25 protein-coding genes are annotated in these 24028 nt (G+C 37.4%); 12 read left to right on the forward strand and 13 right to left on the reverse strand.

What is annotated here, in order from left to right:
• Nucleotides 1-10: 10 nt before the first annotated feature.
• The 3 genes from RI844_RS06195 to RI844_RS06205 form a co-directional block, all read right to left on the reverse strand.
• Nucleotides 11-292 (reverse strand): YcgL domain-containing protein, encoded by a 282-nt coding sequence (locus tag RI844_RS06195; protein ID WP_348397575.1) that lies wholly within the window; start codon nucleotides 290-292, stop codon nucleotides 11-13.
• 179 nt (nucleotides 293-471) lie between these two features.
• Entirely contained in the window at nucleotides 472-1602 is a 1131-nt protein-coding gene (gene rnd / locus RI844_RS06200; RefSeq protein WP_348397576.1) for a ribonuclease D, read from the reverse strand.
• A gap of 92 nt (nucleotides 1603-1694) precedes the next feature.
• Complete coding sequence (locus tag RI844_RS06205) at nucleotides 1695-2576, reverse strand: ATP-grasp domain-containing protein (RefSeq protein WP_348397577.1); 882 nt, start codon at nucleotides 2574-2576, stop codon at nucleotides 1695-1697.
• 207 nt (nucleotides 2577-2783) lie between these two features.
• Between RI844_RS06205 and RI844_RS06210 the strand changes: the two genes are divergently transcribed.
• Nucleotides 2784-3146: a hypothetical protein gene (locus tag RI844_RS06210; RefSeq protein ID WP_348397578.1), complete on the forward strand. Its 363-nt coding sequence runs from the start codon at nucleotides 2784-2786 to the stop codon at nucleotides 3144-3146.
• Between the two features lie 236 nt (nucleotides 3147-3382).
• Nucleotides 3383-4066: a DUF4386 family protein gene (locus RI844_RS06215; RefSeq protein WP_348397579.1), complete on the forward strand. Its 684-nt coding sequence runs from the start codon at nucleotides 3383-3385 to the stop codon at nucleotides 4064-4066.
• A gap of 80 nt (nucleotides 4067-4146) precedes the next feature.
• Here RI844_RS06215 and RI844_RS06220 read toward each other — a convergent pair whose 3' ends face one another.
• On the reverse strand, nucleotides 4147-4563 hold the full coding sequence (locus RI844_RS06220; RefSeq protein WP_348397580.1) for an ester cyclase: 417 nt from the start codon (nucleotides 4561-4563) through the stop codon (nucleotides 4147-4149).
• A gap of 148 nt (nucleotides 4564-4711) precedes the next feature.
• Nucleotides 4712-6562 carry a M1 family metallopeptidase gene (locus RI844_RS06225; protein WP_348397581.1) on the reverse strand — a complete coding sequence of 617 codons (1851 nt, stop codon included), beginning with the start codon at nucleotides 6560-6562 and terminating at the stop codon, nucleotides 4712-4714.
• Between the two features lie 255 nt (nucleotides 6563-6817).
• Here RI844_RS06225 and rnt point away from each other — a divergent pair, with 255 nt between their 5' ends.
• Nucleotides 6818-7483, forward strand: a complete 666-nt coding sequence (gene rnt / locus RI844_RS06230) for a ribonuclease T (RefSeq protein WP_348397582.1) — start codon at nucleotides 6818-6820, stop codon at nucleotides 7481-7483.
• 22 nt (nucleotides 7484-7505) lie between these two features.
• Here rnt and RI844_RS06235 read toward each other — a convergent pair whose 3' ends face one another.
• The 4 genes from RI844_RS06235 to fadR form a co-directional block, all read right to left on the reverse strand.
• Nucleotides 7506-7901: a hypothetical protein gene (locus tag RI844_RS06235; protein ID WP_348397583.1), complete on the reverse strand. Its 396-nt coding sequence runs from the start codon at nucleotides 7899-7901 to the stop codon at nucleotides 7506-7508.
• 171 nt (nucleotides 7902-8072) lie between these two features.
• Nucleotides 8073-8678: a peroxiredoxin gene (locus RI844_RS06240; RefSeq protein ID WP_348397584.1), complete on the reverse strand. Its 606-nt coding sequence runs from the start codon at nucleotides 8676-8678 to the stop codon at nucleotides 8073-8075.
• Nucleotides 8679-8772: 94 nt separating this feature from the next.
• Nucleotides 8773-9105, reverse strand: a complete 333-nt coding sequence (locus RI844_RS06245) for a Grx4 family monothiol glutaredoxin (protein WP_348397585.1) — start codon at nucleotides 9103-9105, stop codon at nucleotides 8773-8775.
• A gap of 607 nt (nucleotides 9106-9712) precedes the next feature.
• Nucleotides 9713-10423, reverse strand: a complete 711-nt coding sequence (gene fadR, locus RI844_RS06250; RefSeq protein ID WP_348397586.1) for a fatty acid metabolism transcriptional regulator FadR — start codon at nucleotides 10421-10423, stop codon at nucleotides 9713-9715.
• 225 nt (nucleotides 10424-10648) lie between these two features.
• On the opposite strand from fadR, the gene nhaB reads away from it, so the two are divergent.
• Nucleotides 10649-12235 carry a sodium/proton antiporter NhaB gene (gene nhaB, locus RI844_RS06255; RefSeq protein WP_348397587.1) on the forward strand — a complete coding sequence of 529 codons (1587 nt, stop codon included), beginning with the start codon at nucleotides 10649-10651 and terminating at the stop codon, nucleotides 12233-12235.
• Nucleotides 12236-12547: 312 nt separating this feature from the next.
• Nucleotides 12548-13069, forward strand: coding sequence for a disulfide bond formation protein DsbB (dsbB, locus tag RI844_RS06260; RefSeq protein WP_348397588.1), 522 nt, complete (start codon nucleotides 12548-12550; stop codon nucleotides 13067-13069).
• A gap of 210 nt (nucleotides 13070-13279) precedes the next feature.
• Here dsbB and RI844_RS06265 read toward each other — a convergent pair whose 3' ends face one another.
• The 3 genes from RI844_RS06265 to RI844_RS06275 are packed head-to-tail and all read right to left on the reverse strand — an operon-like array spanning nucleotide 13280 to nucleotide 16353.
• Nucleotides 13280-14650, reverse strand: coding sequence for an SLC13 family permease (locus tag RI844_RS06265; protein ID WP_348397589.1), 1371 nt, complete (start codon nucleotides 14648-14650; stop codon nucleotides 13280-13282).
• A 44-nt stretch (nucleotides 14651-14694) separates the two neighbouring features.
• Nucleotides 14695-15720 (reverse strand): beta-N-acetylhexosaminidase, encoded by a 1026-nt coding sequence (gene nagZ / locus RI844_RS06270; RefSeq protein WP_348397590.1) that lies wholly within the window; start codon nucleotides 15718-15720, stop codon nucleotides 14695-14697.
• Nucleotides 15721-15723: 3 nt separating this feature from the next.
• Entirely contained in the window at nucleotides 15724-16353 is a 630-nt protein-coding gene (locus RI844_RS06275; protein ID WP_348397591.1) for a TetR/AcrR family transcriptional regulator, read from the reverse strand.
• 343 nt (nucleotides 16354-16696) lie between these two features.
• Between RI844_RS06275 and RI844_RS06280 the strand changes: the two genes are divergently transcribed.
• The 4 genes from RI844_RS06280 (at nucleotide 16697) to hpf (ending at nucleotide 20212) form a co-directional block, all read left to right on the forward strand.
• Complete coding sequence (locus RI844_RS06280; protein ID WP_348397592.1) at nucleotides 16697-18532, forward strand: M2 family metallopeptidase; 1836 nt, start codon at nucleotides 16697-16699, stop codon at nucleotides 18530-18532.
• A 376-nt stretch (nucleotides 18533-18908) separates the two neighbouring features.
• Nucleotides 18909-19109, forward strand: coding sequence for a DUF4250 domain-containing protein (locus RI844_RS06285; RefSeq protein WP_348397593.1), 201 nt, complete (start codon nucleotides 18909-18911; stop codon nucleotides 19107-19109).
• A 21-nt stretch (nucleotides 19110-19130) separates the two neighbouring features.
• Nucleotides 19131-19583 carry a VOC family protein gene (locus tag RI844_RS06290; protein WP_348397594.1) on the forward strand — a complete coding sequence of 151 codons (453 nt, stop codon included), beginning with the start codon at nucleotides 19131-19133 and terminating at the stop codon, nucleotides 19581-19583.
• A gap of 293 nt (nucleotides 19584-19876) precedes the next feature.
• Nucleotides 19877-20212 (forward strand): ribosome hibernation-promoting factor, HPF/YfiA family, encoded by a 336-nt coding sequence (gene hpf / locus RI844_RS06295; protein ID WP_348397595.1) that lies wholly within the window; start codon nucleotides 19877-19879, stop codon nucleotides 20210-20212.
• A gap of 120 nt (nucleotides 20213-20332) precedes the next feature.
• On the opposite strand, the gene RI844_RS06300 is transcribed toward hpf, so the two are convergent.
• Complete coding sequence (locus RI844_RS06300) at nucleotides 20333-21322, reverse strand: helix-turn-helix domain-containing protein (RefSeq protein ID WP_348397596.1); 990 nt, start codon at nucleotides 21320-21322, stop codon at nucleotides 20333-20335.
• A 194-nt stretch (nucleotides 21323-21516) separates the two neighbouring features.
• Between RI844_RS06300 and RI844_RS06305 the strand changes: the two genes are divergently transcribed.
• The 3 genes from RI844_RS06305 (at nucleotide 21517) to RI844_RS06315 (ending at nucleotide 24009) form a co-directional block, all read left to right on the forward strand.
• Nucleotides 21517-22938, forward strand: coding sequence for a metal-dependent hydrolase family protein (locus tag RI844_RS06305; protein WP_348397597.1), 1422 nt, complete (start codon nucleotides 21517-21519; stop codon nucleotides 22936-22938).
• 89 nt (nucleotides 22939-23027) lie between these two features.
• Nucleotides 23028-23711: a DUF3299 domain-containing protein gene (locus RI844_RS06310; protein ID WP_348397598.1), complete on the forward strand. Its 684-nt coding sequence runs from the start codon at nucleotides 23028-23030 to the stop codon at nucleotides 23709-23711.
• A gap of 127 nt (nucleotides 23712-23838) precedes the next feature.
• On the forward strand, nucleotides 23839-24009 hold the full coding sequence (locus RI844_RS06315) for a hypothetical protein (protein WP_348397599.1): 171 nt from the start codon (nucleotides 23839-23841) through the stop codon (nucleotides 24007-24009).
• Nucleotides 24010-24028 lie beyond the last annotated feature (19 nt).

A 24028-nucleotide genomic window follows, 5' to 3' on the forward strand; every position in this document is an offset into this window, starting at 1 on the left:
GCTCCGATTATTATAGGTCTTCTACACCATGATCAATGCGGTGTTTTTTTAATAAATCTTCTGTAGGCGGTGGTAATTGCAAATAAAAACCATGTTGGCTTAATTTAGTTTTTAATTTTTCAATATCTGCTATTGCTAATTTGTCACGATTGGCAAGGTTAATCAAGGTAACCAATTGCGGGGTGCCAAATGTGGCCATAAGCGCATCAGGTACTGCTGAAAAATCATCCCGTTTCAATACATATAAGTAAGTTTCAAGTTTTCTCGAGCTTTTATAAACCGCACACAACATAGCAATTTCACTGTAATTTTATAATATGCAAAATATACCATTAAGCCCGAGGGGCTTAAAGCAATATTCCTTGTTGTTAAGGGTTTTAACAAAGATAAATGTAGTTGCTTGCAAGAAGAAACAAAAATGCTATAAAAATTTTACACTCCAGCTTTTCGCTTCTCGTTTAACGCTCTATTTTAAAAGCCTGAATCGGCGAAATCAGTTAACGGTTGCGTAAATAACTCTCCCCGCCAACCTTTTAATAACTCGACTTTATCAAGCTGTTGCTCATTTAACTGCCAATACCAGGAGAGAAATTGGTTAATTTGTTTTTTACCGGCAACAACTTGTGCATCAAGCCCTTCAGCTTCGGCTAACTGCGCAATTTTGTTTTTAACAGCCTTGAACACTTGTTTATAGCCAGGGTAAGCATCTAAGCGAGTTATAATTTTAGGGTAAACCTCTTCAGGCTCTTTATTTGCAACGCGTAAAACATTAAGCATCGCTTTGCCTTTATGACGAACATCTAAAATTTCAATACCATCATAGCTTGCCATCGCACCAACACTTTGTGGATTGCGTTGTGCTAAAATCATCAGGGTATGATCTTTAGCAACAAAACTTAGCGGCAAATTGCGCTTTACTGCCTGATCATATCGCCATGCTAGTAGGTGTTGCAAAAACAATAACTGTTGCGGTGCTAGTTTCCACGCTTGTTTATTATCAAGGTAAAGTTTATCAACATCTATAGCGGTGAATTTTTTATCAATTTGCTGCTGTGACTCTTGCTTGGCTGCATTCAAAAAACCAGAAGCTTCAATGTCAGAGAACAATTTACTGCTTATTTCATGCAAATGTAATACATCTGCTGCCGCGTAATCTAATTGCTTGTCACTTAAAGGACGTTTCATCCAATCAGTTCTTGATTCACTTTTATCTACATCTATATCTAAATAATGCTTAATCATTGCCGCATAACCCATCGATAAACCATGACCTAAAAACGACATGATAACTTGCGAGTCAATCATATTGGCAGGTTTACAATTGCCAGCATGTAAAAATACTTCCAGGTCTTCTGAGCAGGAATGAATAATTTTTAACAAAGACTCATTTTTAAGTAATTGCCAAAAAGGCTCTAAATCATCAATCGCGACAGGATCAATTAACGCCAGTTCATTGCCATCATAGACTTGAATTAAGCCTAAATTTGGGTACAAGGTGCGGGTACGAACAAATTCGGTATCAACGGCAAGTAAATCAGCATCTTTAACCGCAGAGCAATAGTCTTGTAGGCTCTGTTGATCTTGAATATAGGTAAATTGCACGCAGACTCCGAAAAATAGGAAATAGATAAAAAGAAAATGAACAGGCAGTGTCAGCGTAAACCTTTACGCTGTCAACCTTTTGATTTACCAAGCTAGTTTAACTGATGCTCTCGTTGCATGCGCTCGACAAACACTTTTGCAAACAATGGCGCCGAATTTTCATCCATATTAAAATACAATGACGGCTCAATAAGTTCAGCTTCCATCATGGCAAACTCATTGCCATGTCTAACAAAATCAACTCTAGCGTACATTGGTGTGCTTGATAATTGCTTAATCGCATGGTCAGCTTGAGCTTTTAACTTAGCTTCAGGCTCTACAAGCTGTAAACGACTGCCAAACTCTTCCTGTACTCTAAAATCATTTTCTTTTGGTGTTTTAAGTATGCTATGGCTATATATGCCGTCGAAATAAAAACATGAAAACTCACCTTCATTGATCACACTTTCCATAAACGGTTGTGCCATAAAATCACGCTCAGAAAAAGCTAGCTCAAGCTGTTCTTTATGGGCAGACACATTCGCTTTAGTTAACCAAAAAGTATTATCAGCATTGGCGCTGACACAAGGTTTTATTACAATTTGCTCGGTATTGAATTTTGTAAAGTAACTAGCAACGTTTTTAAAGTTAAATGACTCTTGCCAAATAGTAGGCACAATAGTCACTTGCTTTTGCTGTAATTCTTGCAGGTATTTTTTATTAATGTTCCAACGTACAATCTCAATATTATTTTCTAAAATTGCCGTTGACGATTCTATATCGCTAAGGACTTGTAAAAAACGAGCCGCATCTTCTTGATAATCCCAAGGAGTTCTGATCAATACCACATCAAAATCATCCCAGTTAACATTTTCTTTTTTCCAAGACACTAACTGAGTTTTCCAGCCCAAATCATGCAATGGTTGCTCAAATAAATGATCATAAGCTTCAAAGTCGTCTAAACAATCCATAGTTAAAATAGCGCAATGTTTCAAAACTAGCTCCGATGTAATACCCAATTGGGCTCAGTAATTTTATTTAGGAGGAGTTTACAAGAATTTTAACCTAACTTCCTGCTTAAACTTGACGTAACACCATAAAAAACTTTAAATTAAACAATACCCTTACCATTTAGAGTACGGGACTGAAACCAACATCTTGAATGATAATGGATATATTTAATTAAATAGCAGATAAAAACTATGACAATAAAAAAATTGCTTCTTGCCCTTAGCTTAAGTTTTGGATTGATCACAACAGCAGTAATTGCAAAAGAAAGTAAGGAAGCACAAACGATAAGTATCGCGATCCCTATGGTGACTGATGCACAAGTTTTTTCTCAATTTAATGATAAATATCCGGCGATGGTAAATTACTTCACCAAAGACTCATTTAGTGAAATTACCAGTTTTTATAGCGAACAATTCGGATCACCTATTTCAGAACAAACGGTGTATGGTCGTTTAGAACTTAAATTTGATCATATGCAACAAAACATAAGAGTTATTGTTGCTAAACAAAAGAATCATCGCGAAGTAGATGTGATTGTTGAAGAAAAAAAGTAACGGCCTGAGGAAAAAGAATAACGCCATCAAAATCAAACTCCTCATACTGTAAATGCTAACTACAGTTTAACGGGTTTAAACTTTAACTTATCCTTAATTATTTAGAATCTACATTGAAAAATGAAGGTTATTTATATGTAACAAATACTGTTAATTTTTGTTACATATTGGGAGCATTGCAATTATTTTTTATGTGTTAACTTAGTATAGTTTATCAATTCATAAAGGAATAAGTGATGAATCACTTACAAAAAATAGGTGGAGTAGCTGCACTTTCAGAGGCCATTATTTATGTAGCGGCTTTTGTTTTTTTTGGCGCAGTTTGGGATTTTCCTGTAAATGCTGATGCGATGCAAAAGTTTGCCTTTCTAGCGGATAATCAAATCATCTTATCTATCGTCAACTTGACTATGTATGTGGTGTTTGGCATTTTTTTAGCGATATTAGTTCTCGCGCTTTATGAACGCTATAAAAACAGTGCCCCAGTTCTATCACAGATTGCTTCTATATTCGGCATAATCTGGGTTGGACTAGTCATCGCCAGTGGAATGATAGCAAATATAGGGTTAGCAGCTGTTATTGAACTCTCAATTAAGGATCCTGAACAAGCCTCAACTGTATGGTTAGCAATTAACTCAGTAGTTGAAGGCTTAGGTGGAGGAAACGAAGTTGTTGGAGGGCTTTGGGTCTTATTGTTAAGTATTGCAGCTTTAAAAGCTAATGAGTTTCCAAAGATACTTAACTACATTGGTATATTAATTGGCTTTACTGGTATTCTAACCATTTATCCTTCTGACACACTCACAGAAATTTTTGGTTTAGGGCAAATTGTATGGTTCTCTTGGCTGGGGATAATAATGTTAGTAAAACCATCAAAACTTCCCCCCTCAAACAAGAGTGTACTATCGAAAGCCGTTTAGTTTAGCGCAAAGATAAGACACAGGCATCAACGCGTTCTTTCTTGATGCCCTGCTTTAATGCCTTTCTGGTTGCTCGTAACTTACGCCCAGCCCAACTGTTGAAGACTGATGGTGTCGTTCCAAATTTTTGTCATATGCCGAATAAGATCACCTTCGAACTGTATGGCATATACATAATCCGCTTCGATAGTTTTACCTGTAGGCTCACCTGGACCACCTGGCCCGGTTTGCGTACCATGAAATACAGCATAGGCAGCGACACATTCACGTGCTTCATCTTCAGCGAAAAAACGCAAATTATAACGGCCATCTGGGATCGGGGTGAAAAGGTTCTTCATCCATTCGGTATAACCTTCAAGGCTTTCTATATCTGCGAGGGCTGTTGTTTGCGCTGAAAAAGTCGCACCTTGATGGCAGTAAGTTTTGCAAACATCCCAGCCCTTGCCTGTTTCACATGCTTCAAAAAACTGCTTGGCTTGCTCTAGATTATTACTCATATTCGGCTCTCCGTTTAACAGATAATTGATATGAATTTTAGTCTATAAATTAAAAAGCACCAGATTATACAAATAACCTAGTGCTTTGAGTTCATTACACATCAACCAATTGGCTGATTTTGACAACTGTTTTATAAATTAAATATTGCTATTTTTTTAGAGTCTCATCAACAGTACCTTGCGCTAACGGATGATAACCAGGACGAGCCTTAGCATAAACCGCTTTCACCCAATTTAACCCTGCATCAGATTCAGCAAGCTTTTTATATAGTGGCACGATGAGTTTACGACGACCAATATTTATTAAGTATTGCTCTAATTGTGGCTTAACTACGTCATAACCAGAATGTAATGCTAATAAATACCAAGCGTGGGCAATTTCGGCATTAGAACTGTTAGTTAAGTTAAATTCATTATCTAGTTCAACCATTTTGGCATTGGCTAAATCGCGTGGTAAGCCATTAACAAAATATAGCCATTCATGTACAGTCCAGTTTACCGTTGGTAAATCGGTTAATGACTTATCACCATTAAGCCAAGCTGCAGCAAGTGAAGTTACATTGGTGAAGGCATCAGACTTAGGAGCAGGAACAGTCAAAGGTAACCCTTTACCAAATACCCATTCCTGTACTTCTTCAGAACTTACAATTCCAGGATATTTACTGATTAAATTGGCGTCTAAATAGGCTAAAAAGTCTTTGGTGCCGATACTTTGAAAGCTGAAGTTATTAAAATACGACAATACGAATGGATCAAAACGTTCACGGCCAAAACGCTGTTCCAAGAACATTAGAAATAATTGTCCTTTTACATACGGAACGTCACTAAAAGCAGCATCCGGATCTCGACCTTGTAGATCTAGATATAATATTGAATCGTTTTCAGGTAAATCGGCAATATCAGTATGTAAATCAGCAACACCTAATACTTGTTCCATAACCGCACGGTCTTTACCAAATACAACTTCCATTATGCGGTTTTCAACATAAGAGGTAAAACCTTCGTTCAACCACAAATCGCGCCAGCTTTCATTGGTTACCAGATTACCTGACCAAGAATGTGCTAACTCGTGCGCAATAAGGCTGACTAAACTTTTATCACCGGCAACAACGGTCGGTGTGATAAATGATAAGCGAGGGTTTTCCATACCACCAAAAGGAAAGCTTGGTGGTAACATTAACAAGTCGTAACGGCCCCAACGGTATGAACCGTACAACGCTTCCGAAGCCGTTATCATAGCTTGTGTATCACTAAATTCTTGTGCAGACGCTTCTAGAATATATGATTCAGCGTAAACACCGGTTTGCTTGCTCATTGCTTTAAATTCTAAATCACCTACCCCAATAGCGATTAAATACGGCGGAATAGCTTGTGGCATTTCAAAAAAGTAATCGCCATCTTTTTTAGTAGTCGGCTCATTATTAGCACTCATTACCGCTAGTAAATCTGAACTGGTACGAATACGCGCAGTATAGGTTAAACGTACGGCAGGCGTGTCTTGAATAGGGATCCAACTACGAGCATGAATCGCTTGGTTTTGACTAAACATAAATGGATGTTTTTTACCGGCGGTTTGCTCTGGAGTAAGCCATTGTAGTCCTGATGCAACGCTCGTTGATTGATAATACACACGTAATTTATCTGCTTGAAAATTTGGTGTTATGCTTAGTTTTGACCCCATAACATCATCGCGCTTAGCAAGGGTAAAGTCAGTAACGAGCCAATTATTATCTGCATTTTTAGCAAGTACTTTAAATACCTTTAAATCGCGAGTATCTAAATAAATTTCAGTGGCATTTTTGTCTGACCATTTAAGCGAGATATCGACAAAACCTTTTAACGCTTTTTCGTCAAAGTCTACCGTTAAATCTAGATATACATGATTGATTCTAACTTGATCATAATTGGCATAGGTTAGGTCATCATTTACTGCAGAATTCGCGCTAACGCTACAAAGCAATAATAATGAGACTACCATTTGGCCTATTCTTTTAAACATTTGATTCTCTTTATAATAATTCAATTTTAGAGTGAAAATTTTATCAGCCCATTGTGCAATGGGCAGTTAGTGGATTAGTGTACCGAGCAAAAAATATTTAACAAGCTTATTATTTTTAATATGTGAGGATAATAGCATTGGTATCAGACTATAACCGTTACTATTCAAGATGCATGTTTCAGAGAACTTTGAATGGCAACGGGTATAAATATCTGCGATAATCGCACCATAACAATATGCTTAAAAAAGACAAACATGGCTGAAGAAAAAAAATCCTTATTTGCACAACGTTTTCGGGGTTATTTCCCGGTAGTTATTGATGTAGAAACCGCAGGCTTTAATGCTAAAACCGATGCGTTATTAGAACTAGCGGCAAGTATATTGCATATGGATGAGATCACCGGTTTGTTATCTATTAAAGAAACTTTTTGCTTTAATATTGAACCGTTTGAAGGTGCTAACCTTGAACCAGCGGCTTTAGAGTTTACTGGCATAGACCCAACCAACCCATTACGAGGGGCGGTAAGCGAAGACGAAGCAATGAAGGATATGTTCAAAAAGATCCGCAAGGCAATGAAAGCCTACGGTTGTCAAAGAGCGATAATGGTTGCCCATAATGCCGCTTTCGATTTAGGCTTTGTTAACGCTGCAACCGAACGTTGCAATATTAAACGCAGCCCATTCCACCCATTTGTAAGCTTTGACACTGCAACTTTATCAGGCCTTGCCTTAGGGCAAACTGTGCTGGCAAAAGCTTGCGCCAGTGCCAATATTGATTTTAATAACAGCGAAGCTCACTCCGCACTATACGACACTGAAAAAACAGCTGAATTATTTTGCTACATTGTGAATAAATGGCAACAATTAGGTGGCTGGCCTTTAGCTATTGAAGATCCTGAAGAAAAACAACCAGAATCTTAATAAAGTACTAACAAAGCTGATATCAACGTAATCTTTGTTTATCACCAAACTTGAGTGGATTAGCTCGTCGTGATTGTCGACGCAAAATAATATTTTTAAAGGCAATTAAACTCATTAACAATGCAGCAGCTAATGCAATGGGTTGTGGATAGTATTTTAAAATTACGATAGATGCAGCTAAAAATACGAATGGATAATATTCATAAACAACTTGTGGCAAGCGAATACGATTAACCGTTTTTCTTATACGAGTTTGTCGACGGTAATCAGAACGTTTAACCCATACCTGTGCCGAAACAATATAAAGTAATGTCGCTGATATATTCGTGGCTAACATGTCGTAGTTAAAAAACAAATATAGACCCGAAAAAAAGTATATAAAAGGGAGTTTTTCGTATAGCGGTTTGCTTAATTTCATAAATCTCAATCCGTGATTTCTTTGTTATTAGTTCCAATCCCCTTGTCTTTGCCAAGAGAACATTAACGGATTTATTATCATCTTATTTTTAGTGTAGTGCAAATTTTAAAATTTACTCATAAAAAAAGCTGCAATTAAGCAGCTTTTTTAACAAATAAATTTTTATATCATTTATAAGTTGTCTGCGTTATCCGCTAGGTAAGAAGCAACACCTTCAGTAGACGCTGTCATACCTTTGTCACCTTTGTTCCAACCTGCAGGACATACTTCACCATGATCTTGGTGGAATTGTAATGCATCGATCATACGCAACATTTCATCTACGTTACGACCTAAAGGCAGATCGTTAACAACTTGATGGCGAACATTGCCTTCTTCATCAATTAAAAATGAACCACGGAACGCAACGCCAGCACCAGGATGTTCTACATCGTATGCTTTACAAATTTCGTGTTTAACGTCAGCAACTAATGCATATTGAACTTGACCAATACCGCCATCATTTACTGGCGTGTTACGCCAAGCATTATGAGTAAATTGAGAGTCGATTGAAACGCCAATAACTTCAACACCACGGCTTTTAAAATCATCCATACGGTGATCAAAAGCAATAAGCTCTGATGGACATACGAAGGTAAAATCTAATGGGTAGAAAAATACTACTGCTTTTTTACCTTTAATTGCTGCACTTAAGTTAAAGTTATCAACAATTTCACCGCTACCTAGTACGGCAGCTGCTGTAAAGTCTGGTGCAGGGCGACCAACTAATACACTCATGGTTTTCTCCATTTATTATTTATAGTAAATATACACTTAGGGTTGAAATAAATATGGCTCTATTTTTCTCAAATACAAGTGTAATAGTAAATTTTTATTCTGCTGCAGGATATTTTTCAGCAGTTTCTTTGATCAGAGTTTGTAATTCGCCTTGTTGAAACATTTCAATGATAATGTCACAACCGCCAACCAACTCACCATCTATCCATAATTGTGGAAATGTAGGCCAATTGGCAAACTTAGGTAACTCCGCACGAATATCAGGGTTTTGTAAAATATCTACAAACGCAAACTTCTCACCACAAGACATTAATGCCTGTGAAGCTTGAGACGAAAAACCACAACTTGGTAACTTAGGAGAGCCTTTCATAAATAAAAGGATAGGGTTTTCTGAAATTTGCTGTTTAATTTTGTCAATAGTTTCCATAGGTACCTCTACATGCAATGGCTTGCAAAAATGCTTAAAATAATATCCGACCAGTTTACTTGGTTTTAATACCAAGTTCATCAAATAATTTACCATTTAGCGAGAATTAAAAGGTTTATATACAAGTTATTGGTTGCAGGGAATAGTTTACCTATTGTCAAAATCAATAATGCAGTAGAGAAGACTTTTAAACTCGCCCTTCGGGAACTTGAAATAGCCGAGATAACAGCGCCAAATTTCTTTAATATAGAATAACTATAGAAAATAAATTTGGCTTGCTCTCCCAGCTATTACAAAGTTCTAAATTGGCCAATTATTTAATGAAATTGGTATACTAGTTAAGAACAATAGATTTGTAGAGCATTTATATATTTTTTTAATCTTTCTGATAATTATAAGCCAATTCATCCCTGAAGTTACAAATCTATTGCCATGACATACATGGATTGTGTTTATGCCGTGATCGCATGGATTGTGTTTATGCCGTGATCGCATGGATATGAAAGAGTGATCTTTGGCGATTAACATTCCTTCTCCCTGAAGTAAAAAAAGAGCATGACTGAAATGTCATGCTCTTTAATTAGTTCGAATACAGATTATTTCTCAGTTATTGAACAAGTTCTTTTAAAACATCTTCTTTTAATTCAGACCAAACTTTCGCAGAAGCTAAGCCATATTCTCGAACAGCCATAAGCGATTCATTAAATTTACCTTGTTCAGCTAAGCTAATTAATGTGTGATAAAACTCAACAGTTAATGCTCGCGCTTCGTCATTCGCAAAATACATTCCACCAAGGCGTGAGTATAGGTTTTTAAAGCCATTTAACACTAACACGTAAATTGGATTACTTGAGGCAAGCGCTAAGTCATGGTGTAGTTGATAGTCATTTTCGGCAAACTCTTCAACATCAGTACTCGTTTCTATGCAGTTGCTAACTAACTCAATTACTTTTTCAGGATTAGATTTAAGTGCTGCTCGAATATAAATCGCACTAACGTTTGTACGAGCAGATAATAAGTTTTCTACTAAATCAGGAACGCCAGCTTGGTCTAGCTCGGCAAGTTTACTGAGGATATTTAAACCGCAAGTTTCCCAAAAGTTATTTACTTTTGTTGGCTTACCGTGCTGAATTGTTAGCCACCCATCACGAGATAAACGTTGTAAAACTTCTCGTAAGGTTGTTCTGGTTACACCGATTAATTCTGAAAGTTCTCTTTCTGCGGGTAAGATTGATCCGGGAGGAAATCCACCATTCCAGATAGACTCTACTATATATTGTTCAGCAAACCCTGCTGGACTTTGCGCTTTTATTATCATTATTATCCTAAAAATATGACTGAGGCGTCATAAATGCGAGCTCTCTGTTAATATAAACTGATTGTACCAGATTCTGTCAAGCTTATTTATCGCTTTATTGTTGATATTAGACAATATCATTATTAAATTTCGACAAAATGACTATTTACCCGGTTATATTAAAAGCTTAATATAGTGCCAGTCAAAATTTCATAATAATATATTAACAATTTCTAAGGGCATTTCATGCAGCAAACATACTTGCAGGCAATATACCGTAACTTTTTAGGTCAAGCGCCTCAATGGTATAAGTTAACAATAATCAGTTTTCTTATCTTAAATCCAATTATTTTCTTCTTTATTTCGCCTTACGTTGCTGGCTGGGCACTTGTGTTAGAGTTTATTTTTACTCTGGCAATGGCATTAAAATGCTACCCATTGCAACCAGGTGGCTTACTTGCCATTCAGGCAGTCGCAATCGGTATGACATCTCCAGATCAGGTGCTCCATGAAATAACCGTAAACCTAGAAGTGGTTTTACTACTAATATTCATGGTTGCCGGCATCTACTTCATGAAAAACTTATTGTTATTTTTGTTCACCAAAATAATCACTAAGGTAAAATCAAAAATCGTTGTTTCCTTATTGTTCTGTTTCGCCAGTGCATTTTTATCCGCCTTTTTAGATGCACTTACCGTAATTGCTGTAATCATTAGTGTTGCTATTGGTTTCTACTCGGTTTATCACAAAGTTGCATCGGGTAAACATACCAGTAATGCCCATGATCATACCTCAGATCATGAGTTACCAGATTATTCACGCGATGATTTACAAGAGTTTCGAGCTTATTTACGTAACCTATTAATGCACGCTGGTGTTGGTACAGCACTTGGTGGAGTTATGACTATCGTTGGAGAGCCACAAAACTTAATTATCGGTGAGCAAGCCGGATGGAGTTTTGTTGAATTTGCAATCCGCATGTCACCTGTAACTATTCCTGTATTATTCTGCGGTTTATTAACCTGTTTCTTGGTTGAGAAGTTTAAAGTATTTAATTACGGTGTTGCCCTTCCTGATAATGTTCGCAAAATATTGGTTGAATTTGATGAAGAAGAATCAAGTCAACGTTCTAAAGCTGATAAAGCTAAATTATTTGCGCAAGGCTTAATTGCTGTTTGGTTAATTGTGGGCCTTGCCTTGCATTTAGCCTCTGTCGGCTTAATTGGTTTAACTGTGATCATTTTAGCAACTGCATTTACTGGCATCACAGAAGAACATCAAATAGGCCATGCTTTTGAAGAAGCGTTACCATTTACGGCATTACTTGCGGTTTTCTTCGCTGTTGTAGCCGTTATTATTGATCAGCAATTGTTTACCCCAGTAATTACTTGGGTGCTAACCTATGAAGGTGATATGCAACTGGTCATGTTCTATCTTGCCAATGGCTTTCTTTCTATGGTGAGTGATAATGTATTTGTCGGCACCGTATATATTACAGAAGTGAAAAAAGCTTTATTGTCTGGGCAAATCACTCGCGACCAGTTTGACATGTTAGCGGTTGCAATAAATACCGGTACTAACCTGCCGTCAGTTGCTACACCGAATGGCCAGGCAGCATTTTTATTCCTGCTAACCTCGGCACTTGCTCCATTAATTCGTTTATCTTACGGGCGTATGGTTTACATGGCGCTTCCTTATACTGTTGTATTAACGGTAGTAGGGTTGCTAACCATTTACTCAGGTTCACTGGTAGAATATACCAATACATTTTATGAGATGGGTATCATTGGCCATCATGATATTTCTGATAGCGGCGGCTCACCGAGTCACTAAAGCTATTTTAAATAGTCATTTAATCAAGCGCCTTTGGGCGCTTTTTTTTACTTCAAGGAATAAGTAATGCAAACTGCCATGGATGGCTTTAACTTTGTACTTTAACGTCCGAATGAATTCGGACCAACCTCGGTAATTAGTTTCGGTTGGCGTGAACTTGGTTGGCGTGAGTTGAGATTATCATCAGAAACCTTAAACGGTTTTATTCGCGCGTTAACAATACACGTTTCTTAACAAACCATTAATAGAATTAAATTTATAAAATAGTTATCATACTTTCTTTGGAAAAATAGCAATTTAGGAATATTAATAATGCTAAAAACCTTAAATGATTTTGTTTTAAACCCGCTGTCTTGGTGGTTACTGGCCGCTTCAGCTTTGTGTCTAGAGTTTAGTGCGCTATTTTTTCAGTATGGTTTAGGCCTTGAACCATGCATTATGTGTATTTATCAACGGGTAGCAATTCTAGCGATTATGGCTGGAGGCATTATCGGAGCTATTGGCAATAACTTACTATTGTTTCGACTTATAGGACATTCATTATGGGCAGTTGGTGCAATTTGGGGCTTATTTATTGCAATAGAACACGTTGATATTCAGTCTAATGCCGGCTCATTGTTTTACACCTGTGACCTTATTCCCAATTTCCCTACTTGGATGCCGTTGCATGAATGGTTTCCTGCGATATTTGAAGCCACAGGAGATTGTGGTGAAATTTCTTGGTCATTTTTAGGCTATTCAATGCCACAATGGATGATTGTTGTATATGGCATTTATACGGCGTTATTTGCAATATTTTTTAGCGCACGTATTATTACTATTCTGAAAAAATAAAAATTAAACGTTTGCGTTAACAAAGGTTGGCATTTGCCAACCTTTTTTAAATTCAGGAAAGAATTACCTTAGAATAGCTAGGGATGGCTTAAATTCTGTTACTTCAGGTATGAAGGAATATCAATTTGCCATGGACCGCTCTTTCACATCCATGTGATCACGGCATATACAACTTCCATGTTGAAAACGGTTTGAAATTTATTCATATATTTACCCAAGTAATAAATAACACATAATGGCCACTACAGTTGCAATTAGTACACTTAAAATTGCCCCTTCGGTAACCATTTGCTTGATCTCGATTTCACCGGTGCCATAGGCTATTGCATTTGGCGCAGTTGCTACTGGCAACATAAATGCACAACTGGCGCACATAGCCGCAGGGATCATAAACATTTTCGCGTCATACCCTGAAGCCATAGCTGCAACGGCGAGAATCGGCATCAACAACGTTGCTGTTGCGGTATTACTGGTAATTTCAGTTAAATAGGTAACAACTAAACAGATAGTTAATAACATTAGAAATAACGGTAAGTTAGCCAGCGTTGTTAACCATTGACCAAGCATGTCACTTAAACCAGAAGCGACAAACCCTTTCGCTAATGCAATTCCACCAGCAAACAGTAATAGCATTCCCCAAGGTATCGTTTTAGCTGTATCCCAATCAAGCAACCGTCCTCCTTTGCCGTTAGAGATAGCAAACATTAATACCGCAGCAGTAAGTGCGACAGTACTATCACCTACCATTGGAATTTCAAATAATGAGCTCCAGCCACCAAATGGTTCCTTGCGTGTGATCCAGGCAACCGCAGTTAAACCAAATACAATTAATGTTCTGCGTTCTTCACTGCGCCATGGTCCAAGTTCAGGTAAAACAATTTTCTGCTCTAAATGTACATTGCGGGTTAACCACAATGCCATAATAGGAATGGCAACAAGTACAACTGGCACCCCTATTTTCATCCACTCAACAAAACCGAACTCACTGCCAGTTTGCTCTTCATAAATGCCCATAAATATAACATTCGGCGGCGTGCCAATTAACGTTCCTATACCGCCCACACTCGATGCATAGGCAATACCTAAAATAAGAGCAACTTTCAATTTTTGATTATCTACATGGCTTAAAATAGCCAGCGCCATTGGCAGCATGATCAATACAGTTGCGGTGTTAGAGATCCACATGCTCAACATGGCAGCTGCGATCATAAAGCCAAAAACTAATCGCCGACCACTGGAAACGCCAACAAGCTTCACCATGTAAACCGCTAAACGCTCATGAGCGTTACTTTTTTCGAGCGCCTTAGAGAGCATAAAAGCGCCCATTAACAGTAAAATTACATGAGATCCTAAAGAAGATGCGACAGTCTTATGATCAACAATATTGAACATAGGTAACAACGCAAATGGGATAATAGAAGTTGCCGGAATTGGAATTGCTTCAGTAACCCAAAACATAACTGTAAGTAAGGTGATACCACCCGTTATGGCTGCTTTAGACTCAAACCCTAAAGTGAGCAACAAAAAATAGAAAAGCAAAGCAGCAATTGGTGCAAGATAAATAAAGTGATGTCTTCTCATTAACTATTGCTCTCTTATTATTTTTTTAGCATTTAGGAATAAAATTAGCTAAACAGGTGCTGCTGACTTTTCTGCCACATAGGATCATGCTTGAGTTGTTCAAAGTTGTAATTTGATTTATTTAGCATTGATTGCACTCGGACAGTGCTGGCGCCGCGGTTTGGCAAGTTAGCTTTATCAATGGCCTCAATAGCACCAATTCGATCGTTGCAAACAAGTAACATGTCGCACCCTGCTTCATATGCAGCTTCACAACGCTCAGCATACCCTCCGGCACTGGTTGCTCCTTGCATTGATAAGTCATCACTAAAAATTACGCCTTGAAAACCTAATTGCTCTCTTAAAATAGTTTGCAGCCAATACGGTGAAAAACCGACCGGCAAGGCATCAACCGCGGGATAAATAACATGAGCAGGCATTAATGCATCGATCTTATTTTGTTGAATTAGTTTTTTAAATACCAACATATCTTGGCCAAATATGTCTTGTTTTCTCCGATCATCAATAGGCATTGCGACATGAGAATCTTCTTTAACACTGCCGTGGCCGGGAAAATGCTTACCCGTTGTTTTCATGCCAGCTGATTTCATCCCTTTCATAAATGCATTAGCTAAGATGGTTACAATTTCAGGATCTTTATGAAAGCCTCTGTCACCAATTACATCGCTGATGTCATCAATATCTAATACTGGAGCAAAACTTATATCAATACCAACGCCCTGCACTTCTGCCGCCATCAAATAACCCAGATGAAACGCGATGTTCGATGCAACTGGCTGTACATCTTCATTGTTTGAAGCATTTAAACTGGCATGTTGATAAATTTTTCCCATCGCGGGAATGTTAGAAAAGCCTTCCCTGAAGCGTTGCACTCGCCCACCTTCATGATCAACGGCAATTAATAAATTACGCTGAACTGATTTTATACTTTTATTGAGGGCAATAAGCTGTTCAATAGATTCAAAATTTCGGCTAAATAAAATTAAGCCGCCAACTTTTGGGTGGGCAATAATTTCTCTATCTTCAGCCGTTAATGCTGCGCCTTGCACATCAATCATTAAAGAAGACATAAATTACGCTTTACTTATTGGCGCGCCAACGCCTGCGGCAACGTATGGAATAATGCGACGGATAACGCCAGCAACGTCTACTTTTTCATCAAAGTCATTCTGCGCAATATCAATCAGTGCTCCCGTTGATGACATCGTAAATACTGCTGTGCCCATAGTAAAATGGAGACGCCAAAAGATATCCTCGCTAGACAACTCTGGATAAGCACGGTGCACAGCAGCAACAAAGTTATCAAGAATATCTGGATAGGTTGTAGTAATAAACCAGCGTAAAAAACCTTGGCTATCGGTATAACTGCGCCCTAATAATTGTAAGAAAATACTGGTACCGTTTTCTCTAAAATCATTAAGTGTAAGCAATGGTTCAATAAATGCGGTAAATACTTGTTCTAACGTTGGCTGTTCATTCTGTTCATTAACCTCGGTTAAAGCACTCACCAAAACAGGTGAAAGTTGATCAAGGTAGCGCTTCATTAACGCTTTAATTAATTCTTTTTTCGAGCCGAAATGATAATTAACCGCAGCTAAATTCACCTCAGCATCACTAGTTATTTCTCTTAGTGAAGTAGTTGCAAAGCCTTTTTCTGCAAAAAGCAGTTCGGCTGCATTTAATATTTTTGTTTTTGTGTTCATAAAAGGGCCGTTTCTGATTATTAATTATAGTTTTTAAACGTCCGTTTAAAATGACAGGAAGCAATAAAAGTGTCAAGTAACAACTCGCTTCTAGGGAAATAAAACACAATTTATTAAAATATTTTATAAGTGAAAAAATAACGCAAAATCAATGCAAAATTATCGTTCAATAAATGAGCTATTTTAGTATTTTCTACCATAATTAGAGTATATAACCCTTCTCCCTGGACCCATAAGTTCGATCTGTCAATTGGCTATGGGTCTCTTTTTTTGTTCTTCGCTTTAGTTTCGAATATACTCCACAGGTCTTAATACAAAATAATTAAAAAATAACAGAATTCCTATGAAAAATTTTAAACTTACCAGTGCAGCACTTTTAGTCGCTGCAGCAATCACTACCACAGGTTGTGAACAACAAACCAACACAAAAACAGTTGAGCCAGTTAACACAACATACACAGCTGCAGATGTAGACACATTTATTGCAGCTACGGCAAAAGAGCTTGTTCAATTAAATAATGAAGGTTCAAAGGTAGAATGGATCTACCAAAACTTTATTACCGACGATACCGCGGCACTTTCAGCAGCAGCCGCGCAAGAATTTTCTGAAGCGGGTGTTCGCTTCGCCCTGCAAGCAGCAAAGTTTGATGATATCGAAGTAAGCGCAGAGCAACGCCGTAAATTAAATATTTTAAAACAAGCACTAGTATTACCAGCACCACAAGATTCAGCAAAAAGCGCTGAGCTTGCTAAAATTGCTGCTGATTTAGGCGGCATGTACGGTAAAGGTTCATACACCAACAAAAAAGGTGAGAAACAAAGTTTAGGTCAATTAACTGCAGTTATGGCTGAATCACGTGACTACAACGAACTGCTCGAGGCTTGGCAAGGCTGGCGTACTATTAGCCCGGAAATGAAACCGTTATTTGTTCGTGAAGTTGAATTAGCTAACGAAGGCGCACAAGGTTTAGGTTACCCTGATTTGGGTGCTATGTGGCGCTCGAATTATGATATGCCAGCAGATGAATTTGCCAATGAGCTAGATCGCCTTTGGGAACAAGTAAAACCTTTATACGATGCTTTGCATTGTCATGTACGAGCGGAGCTTGGCGAGCATTACGGTGAAGATAAGGTGTCACAAGATGAAGCTATTCCTGCTCACTTGCTTGGTAATATGTGGGCGCAAAGTTGGGGCAATGTATACGACCTAGTTGCCCCTGAAAATGCAGATCCGGGTTATTCGGTAACAGACCAATTAATTAAGCATGAATATAGTGAGATTGATATGGTAAAAGGTGCAGAAAATTTCTTCACCTCATTGGGTTTTGATGAACTACCTGAAACATTCTGGGAGCGTTCATTATTTACTAAACCAGAAGACCGTGATGTAGTTTGTCATGCCTCGGCGTGGAACTTGGACTCACAAGACGATATTCGCATAAAAATGTGTATCCAAAAAACCGGCGAAGAGTTTTCTACTATTCATCACGAGTTAGGCCATAACTTCTATCAACGCGCTTATAAAGACCAGTCGGTGTTTTTCCAAAACAGTGCTAATGACGGTTTCCATGAAGCAATTGGTGACACCATTGCCCTATCTGTCACACCAGCTTATCTTAAAGAAATTGGCTTAATTGATACCATTCCAGATGAATCAAAAGATATTGGTTTATTGATGAAAATGGCGCTAAAAAAAATTGCCTTCATTCCATTTGGTCTATTAGTTGACCAATGGCGCTGGAAAGTGTTTAACGGTGAAATTTCCCCAGAAAACTACAATAGCGCCTGGTGGGAATTAAGAGAAAAATATCAAGGTGTTAAAGCGCCAATCGCCCGCGCGGAAACTGATTTTGACCCTGGTGCAAAATATCACGTTCCAGGAAACGTACCTTATTCACGTTACTTCTTAGCGCACATATTACAATTTGAATTCCACAAATCATTATGTGAAATTGCCGGCAATGAAGGTTCAATTAACCGCTGTTCAATTTACAACAATAAAGATGCGGGTGCTAAGCTAAACCAAGTATTAGAGATGGGTTCAAGTCAAACATGGCAAGAAGCTCATAAAGTACTAACCGGCACTGAGCAAATGGACGCAAGCGCCGTATTAGATTACTTTGCGCCACTTAAAGTTTGGCTGGATGAAAAAAACCAAGACCGCCAATGTGGCTTTTAAATTGTTAGCAATGTTTAGCTAAGCATTATTTCAGAACGAAATACAGGTTAATAAAAAGCGTACACTGTAAGGTGTACGCTTTTTTTTATTTCAGGGATGGAGGAATGATGGATGCTGAAACAAGTTCAGCAAGTAGTAGATATGTTTCAAATTTCCTACCCTACTATTCCCTGAATTTATTTCAGGGTCCATACTCTCATTTTGACTGGTTTATAGATACTGAAACAAGTTCAGTAAATGGATAGATTTGTTCAGTAAATGGATAGGTTAGTTCATTAACTTGAGGGCTAAGTCGCAAAAGGATGTGTTACAGCCAGCATTTCAATTCCTTGTACTATAATTAAAAATAACCCTGTTCCTCAATTAATGGTGACTTATGGAAGTAAGCAATTTATTAACCATGGAAAGTGCGATTGTACTCGGAATTATTAATGAACGGTTACGAATTGAATGTGACAGTTACCAACAATTACTGTCACGCTATGAACTGGAAGAAGGATCGTTGAACCATAAAATGGCTTTACTAGGCTATCAATACGATCCTTTATCAAATCAATTTAAAAATATTCCAATTTGATTCATTAACTGCAAAAACACAATGGCCATTTCTCTCACTCATATTGCCTTACACGTTAAAGACGTAGATGCCTGTGTTTGGTTTTATCAAAAGTATGCTGATTTAAAAATCGTTAGAGAACGTCGTCCCAATGGCCCCGATGGTAAACGCATTGTCTGGTTAGCAGAAGAAGGCAGAGAAGAAAGCTTTATTCTAATTATATTGCCTGGAGGACCAGGCAGAAACCAGCAAGATAATGACTTCTCGCATTTAGGCTTTGCCTTAAAAACTAAAAACGACGTTGACGTAATTGCGTTAAAAGCAATAAATGAAGGTATTCTTGCCTGGCCCTGTAAACAAGAACCTTTTCCCGTTGGCTACTATTGTGGCATTAAAGATCCCGATGGAAATTTTGTCGAATTTAGCTACGGTCAGCCGTTAGGTCCAGGGGCAGAAAACAGCAATCCAGATAATTTTCCGGTTAACACCTTATGAGATCATATCTATAAAGGGGATTAAAATTACAGAACTTGTACCCAAAAAATAGTACTAAGTTCATAGTCGCGGAATTAAAAAATTATGCTAAAGCATGATTCGTTTAAATTTCATACAAACCCAATCAACAGTGGCTACAACTAACACCTTGAAAATTAAAGATAAAAAAAATTAACTTTATTTTAAATCAATTTTTTTTGTAATTGCACTTGTAAGAATTAAATAATAGCCCCATGCTTATATTAAGGGCGCGATTCTAGTGCCCTTTCAATTGAAAATTTGGAGACATATATATGAAAATAAATATTTCAGGACATCACGTAGAAGTTACCGCAGCTATTACTGACGTTATCAATAGTAAATATGAAAAAATCGCCAACCATTTCCCAAGCTTAATGTCCCTTGACGCAATACTAACCGTAGACAAAAACGTCCACAAAATTGAAATCAATACCAACTATGAAAATCAAAAGGTTGCAGTTTCTGCTACCGATGATGATATGTATGTTGCCATTGGTAATTCTGTTAAAAAAATGGAAGCTGCCCTGCAACATCGAAAAGGTGTTTTAAAAGCAAACAAGCACAATAAATTTAATGTGCAGCAATCAGAGTTGGTGGCTAACGCTTAACCAAACAAATGTAGAATAGAAAAACTCTCCCCAGAAAGTAATTCTATTCTACTTTACCAAAACCAATAAGAGCTCGTATGAGCTCTTTGTTATTTTAAACAAAACAGAACTAATGATTAATTAGTTTTTCTCAGCCTTACGAAACTGCAACGGTGTTTGCCCTTGCCAACTTTTATACGCACGGCAAAAGTTACCATCATCTTGATAACCAAGTATTACAGCGATATCACTTATCGACTTATCTGAGTTTAATAGTAAATGGTTAGCCTTATTACTCTTATCTTCGTCAATCAGTTTGCTTAACTGTTCATGCTCTTCTGCTAACACTCGTTGTAATGTACGCAAATTTATTCGTACCGCTTTAGCAATAATTAATGCACTAGGGTTAAGGCCAAAATAGTTTTGCTTTAATAATTGTTTTAATAACAAAGTATGCTTTTTAGGTACAGCTTTGCCCTTTTTAGCAGTAACCAATTTCGATGGCCAAGCAGCAAAATTAGTAAGTAAGTGTCTTTCTATACCTATGGCTGAATATTTATGGCTGAATACATACTCACAATCTAAGGTTGATAAAAAACAAGCTGATACATCTGGTTCAGATGTTTTTAATTTTATTATTTTAGGAGCCCACTCTGCACCTAAATAACGTTTAAGTAAGTAAATCAGAAAGCGTAAAACGAATTGTTCCATCTGCCATGTGCCAACTGTAATTCCTGGTGTGCCACTACGACAAAGCCATGAATACGCTTCATCATGCTTTATCCAAAATGCCGGCATATTCGATTGTTTGTTCATTGAGCCTAAGTAATACTGCAAACCTTGATAAATGTCACTTTGATTGAAAAACCCGGAATCAATTTTAGAAAAGTAATTTTCGTTAAAGTTATTCGCTACCAATTCGCCGAAATTATCGAGGTTCAATTCTTGTGCTGATAATTCCATTAACTGCCATAATGGATATTCCAATATTATAAACTCTTCATTTAAACATTGCTCCCTCGCCAACCCTACTTTTGATAACAAAATATCGGTTGGTGCTTTCAGGCTATCTAAGGTTTCAATTAGAACTTTTAGATAAACAGCTTTCGCTGCAAATAAATTGTTGTTCATTCAATAACCTATAAACATTTAAAATTAAATAAATTTATTTTTTTATGTCGCATAATGACAATTTTAACAACAAAAAAATAATACTCTACTACAATTAGCTTGGATTTAAGAAATAATTAAAAATTTATATAAATCAGTTAGTTTAAATTTAAATACTAATTATCCCATTTGAAGTAATCAGGAAGAACTTTATTATGAAAAAAAGTATGTTGAAAATTCTTGTCACTGCTACTGCTGTTTGTACAGCTTTAAGCTGTACAGTGTTAAAAGCTGAGGAAGCAAAGCAAACTTTGTTTAAAAACGTGAACGTGTTTAATGGCACAGAAAACAAGTTATATGACAATTTAAATGTATTGGTTGAAGGAGGTTTAATTAAAACGATTAGCGCTGACATGCCTGATACCACAGGAGCAACAGTTATTGAAGGCAATGGTAAAACATTGATGCCAGGGCTAATTGATGGTCACGTGCATTTAATGATCAACAATAACTACTCAGATATCCTTCCTAATGAAGATCCATACGATTTGGGTATTCGTTCTGTACTTGCTGTTGAACACTTTTTGATGGATGGTTTTACTTCTGTTCGTGATATGGGTGGCCCAGCTTTTGCCTTGGCTCGCCAAATTAAGAAAGGAGTAATAGTAGGTCCTCGTATATACCCTTCAGGTGCTTTTGTTTCACAAACTTCTGGCCATGGTGACTTTAGAGATCGCTTCGATATGGGCTGGTCACCTAGAGCTGGTTCTGATATTGGTAACTGGGAAAAATTGGGCTTTGGTGCAGTAGCAGATGGCGTTCCGGAAGTATTAAAAGCGGTACGGATTAACTTACGTCATGGTGCTACACAAATTAAAATTATGGCTGGCGGTGGCGGTTCGTCAAAATACGATCCAATTGATACTACACAATATTCGGAAGAAGAAACCTGTGCTGCTGTGGAGGCAGCTGCCGATTGGGGTACCTATGTAGGCGCACATATCTTTACAGACCGCGCAATAAATCGTGGGTTGAAATGTGGTGTAAAAACCTTTGAGCATGCTTTTTTTGCAACTGAAGAAACCTATGCCAAAATAGGTAAAGCTGGCGGTTATGTTTTACCACAAATGTGGGGGTTATCACCGGGGTTATTAGAAAACCCGAACATGCCTAAAGATAAGTTACCTTTGGTAAAAATGCTACTTGAAAAATATAAAGATGTAGGCCGTACCATGCTAGATGCAGGCGTCAAAGTTTCATTTACCTCTGATTGGGTTGGCACTTTAGAAGACGCTCATAAAGCTCGTCGCTTCGAAATTTACTGGCGTACTCAAATGTTTGGCGGTGGTAAAAATAATTACGATGGTAATTTTGAAGTGTTAAAACAATTAACTTCTATAGCAGGTGAAATGCTGGCAATGTCAGGACCACGAAATCCAGCACCTGGTAAGTTAGGCGTAGTAGAAGTTGGCGCAACTGCCGATTTAATTCTAGTAGATGGTAATCCGCTAGAAAACATCGGTGTATTAAACAACAATGCTACAGTTTGGTATGGACAACCTGATCCACATAAAACACCTATTAAAACCATACAAATAGTTATGAAAGAAGGTGTTATCTATAAAAACACTTTATAGATTTATTTGATACTTTATACAAAGGGCTAGTTCTTAGCCCTTTTCTTTTGATTGTAGGAGTTACTTAAAACGTGTTTCAAAAAAGAAGTATGCTTTTTCTTTTATGTATTTTTTTTAGCGCAACTAATGTGATGGCAAATCAAGTCGTCGATTTACATTGGAAGCAACTATTACCAGCGAAGTCTAGCTTTGAAGATCCATTTAAACAATTAAATGCGAACCAATTAGAAACTATCGGTTATGTTGTAGGGATGCGCAATAGGATCCAAACTTTAAAAACATCAGCAGATGCTGATAAACCAGAAATGATAACGCTAATTAACAATTATACCGAGCGTTTAAATGATGCATTATCGCATTTGGAACAAGATAGTATTGATTTAGATTATTTACTTAGCCAACGTTCAGCTGTAATGAAGCATAGAGAACAACAAGCAACAGCAATAGCTCCAAGGTGGATAAATCAGTCGGTTTCAATTTCTGGGTTTGCTTTACCAGTGAGCATAAAAAATGGCTTATTAACTGAATTTTTTATGATTGAAATGAGTCCAGCATTGTCAATTGGACATGATCACAAAGCTCCAAAACCAAACCAAACTATTTTAATTAAATATCCTCAGGGCATAAAAATTAAAAATGGCGAAACAAAAATTACGGTTAGCGGACATTTAAGCCAACAATGGTTTAATAAAGAAATAGTTTTAGCCGATAACCATAAGACTGAATATGAAGCAGCATATCAATTAGTTGCTGACAAGATAACTTTTGACTGATACAGCAAATTATTAAGCTGATCATAAGGCGATATACAAAAAACTTTGTTTCTAACCTTTAAAATGTAGATGACATGTTAATAACTACAATAAATAACAACAATTTAAAATAAAACACAGGGATTTCATGAAAAATCATTTCACCACTCTCATTATAACCGCATTTTTGTCACTAAGCTTTGGCTGTTACGCGGAGGACAAACTAGACGCCGATGCTGCAGCAAAAAAATTAGCCAACCCGAATAACGTAATGGCCAGTTTAGAATTAAAAACTCAATACCGTGCGTTTTCAGGATAGAGACCAGGTGCAGATAGCA

It is taken from the genome of Thalassotalea fonticola, from assembly GCF_032911225.1.
In the GTDB taxonomy this organism is placed as follows: Bacteria; Pseudomonadota; Gammaproteobacteria; order Enterobacterales; family Alteromonadaceae; genus Thalassotalea_A; species Thalassotalea_A fonticola.

What these genes read in the sequence shown, in the direction of transcription:
- RI844_RS06195 (WP_348397575.1), bottom strand. Translation starts at nt 292, where the DNA reads ATGTTGTGTGCGGTTTATAAAAGCTCGAGAAAACTTGAAACTTACTTA.
- RI844_RS06210 (WP_348397578.1), top strand. Translation starts at nt 2,784, where the DNA reads ATGACAATAAAAAAATTGCTTCTTGCCCTTAGCTTAAGTTTTGGATTG.
- RI844_RS06215 (WP_348397579.1), top strand. Translation starts at nt 3,383, where the DNA reads ATGAATCACTTACAAAAAATAGGTGGAGTAGCTGCACTTTCAGAGGCC.
- RI844_RS06220 (WP_348397580.1), bottom strand. Translation starts at nt 4,563, where the DNA reads ATGAGTAATAATCTAGAGCAAGCCAAGCAGTTTTTTGAAGCATGTGAA.
- RI844_RS06225 (WP_348397581.1), bottom strand. Translation starts at nt 6,562, where the DNA reads ATGTTTAAAAGAATAGGCCAAATGGTAGTCTCATTATTATTGCTTTGT.
- rnt (WP_348397582.1), top strand. Translation starts at nt 6,818, where the DNA reads ATGGCTGAAGAAAAAAAATCCTTATTTGCACAACGTTTTCGGGGTTAT.
- RI844_RS06235 (WP_348397583.1), bottom strand. Translation starts at nt 7,901, where the DNA reads ATGAAATTAAGCAAACCGCTATACGAAAAACTCCCTTTTATATACTTT.
- RI844_RS06240 (WP_348397584.1), bottom strand. Translation starts at nt 8,678, where the DNA reads ATGAGTGTATTAGTTGGTCGCCCTGCACCAGACTTTACAGCAGCTGCC.
- RI844_RS06245 (WP_348397585.1), bottom strand. Translation starts at nt 9,105, where the DNA reads ATGGAAACTATTGACAAAATTAAACAGCAAATTTCAGAAAACCCTATC.
- fadR (WP_348397586.1), bottom strand. Translation starts at nt 10,423, where the DNA reads ATGATAATAAAAGCGCAAAGTCCAGCAGGGTTTGCTGAACAATATATA.
- nhaB (WP_348397587.1), top strand. Translation starts at nt 10,649, where the DNA reads ATGCAGCAAACATACTTGCAGGCAATATACCGTAACTTTTTAGGTCAA.
- dsbB (WP_348397588.1), top strand. Translation starts at nt 12,548, where the DNA reads ATGCTAAAAACCTTAAATGATTTTGTTTTAAACCCGCTGTCTTGGTGG.
- RI844_RS06265 (WP_348397589.1), bottom strand. Translation starts at nt 14,650, where the DNA reads ATGAGAAGACATCACTTTATTTATCTTGCACCAATTGCTGCTTTGCTT.
- nagZ (WP_348397590.1), bottom strand. Translation starts at nt 15,720, where the DNA reads ATGTCTTCTTTAATGATTGATGTGCAAGGCGCAGCATTAACGGCTGAA.
- RI844_RS06275 (WP_348397591.1), bottom strand. Translation starts at nt 16,353, where the DNA reads ATGAACACAAAAACAAAAATATTAAATGCAGCCGAACTGCTTTTTGCA.
- RI844_RS06280 (WP_348397592.1), top strand. Translation starts at nt 16,697, where the DNA reads ATGAAAAATTTTAAACTTACCAGTGCAGCACTTTTAGTCGCTGCAGCA.
- RI844_RS06285 (WP_348397593.1), top strand. Translation starts at nt 18,909, where the DNA reads ATGGAAGTAAGCAATTTATTAACCATGGAAAGTGCGATTGTACTCGGA.
- RI844_RS06290 (WP_348397594.1), top strand. Translation starts at nt 19,131, where the DNA reads ATGGCCATTTCTCTCACTCATATTGCCTTACACGTTAAAGACGTAGAT.
- hpf (WP_348397595.1), top strand. Translation starts at nt 19,877, where the DNA reads ATGAAAATAAATATTTCAGGACATCACGTAGAAGTTACCGCAGCTATT.
- RI844_RS06300 (WP_348397596.1), bottom strand. Translation starts at nt 21,322, where the DNA reads ATGAACAACAATTTATTTGCAGCGAAAGCTGTTTATCTAAAAGTTCTA.
- RI844_RS06305 (WP_348397597.1), top strand. Translation starts at nt 21,517, where the DNA reads ATGAAAAAAAGTATGTTGAAAATTCTTGTCACTGCTACTGCTGTTTGT.
- RI844_RS06310 (WP_348397598.1), top strand. Translation starts at nt 23,028, where the DNA reads ATGCTTTTTCTTTTATGTATTTTTTTTAGCGCAACTAATGTGATGGCA.
- RI844_RS06315 (WP_348397599.1), top strand. Translation starts at nt 23,839, where the DNA reads ATGAAAAATCATTTCACCACTCTCATTATAACCGCATTTTTGTCACTA.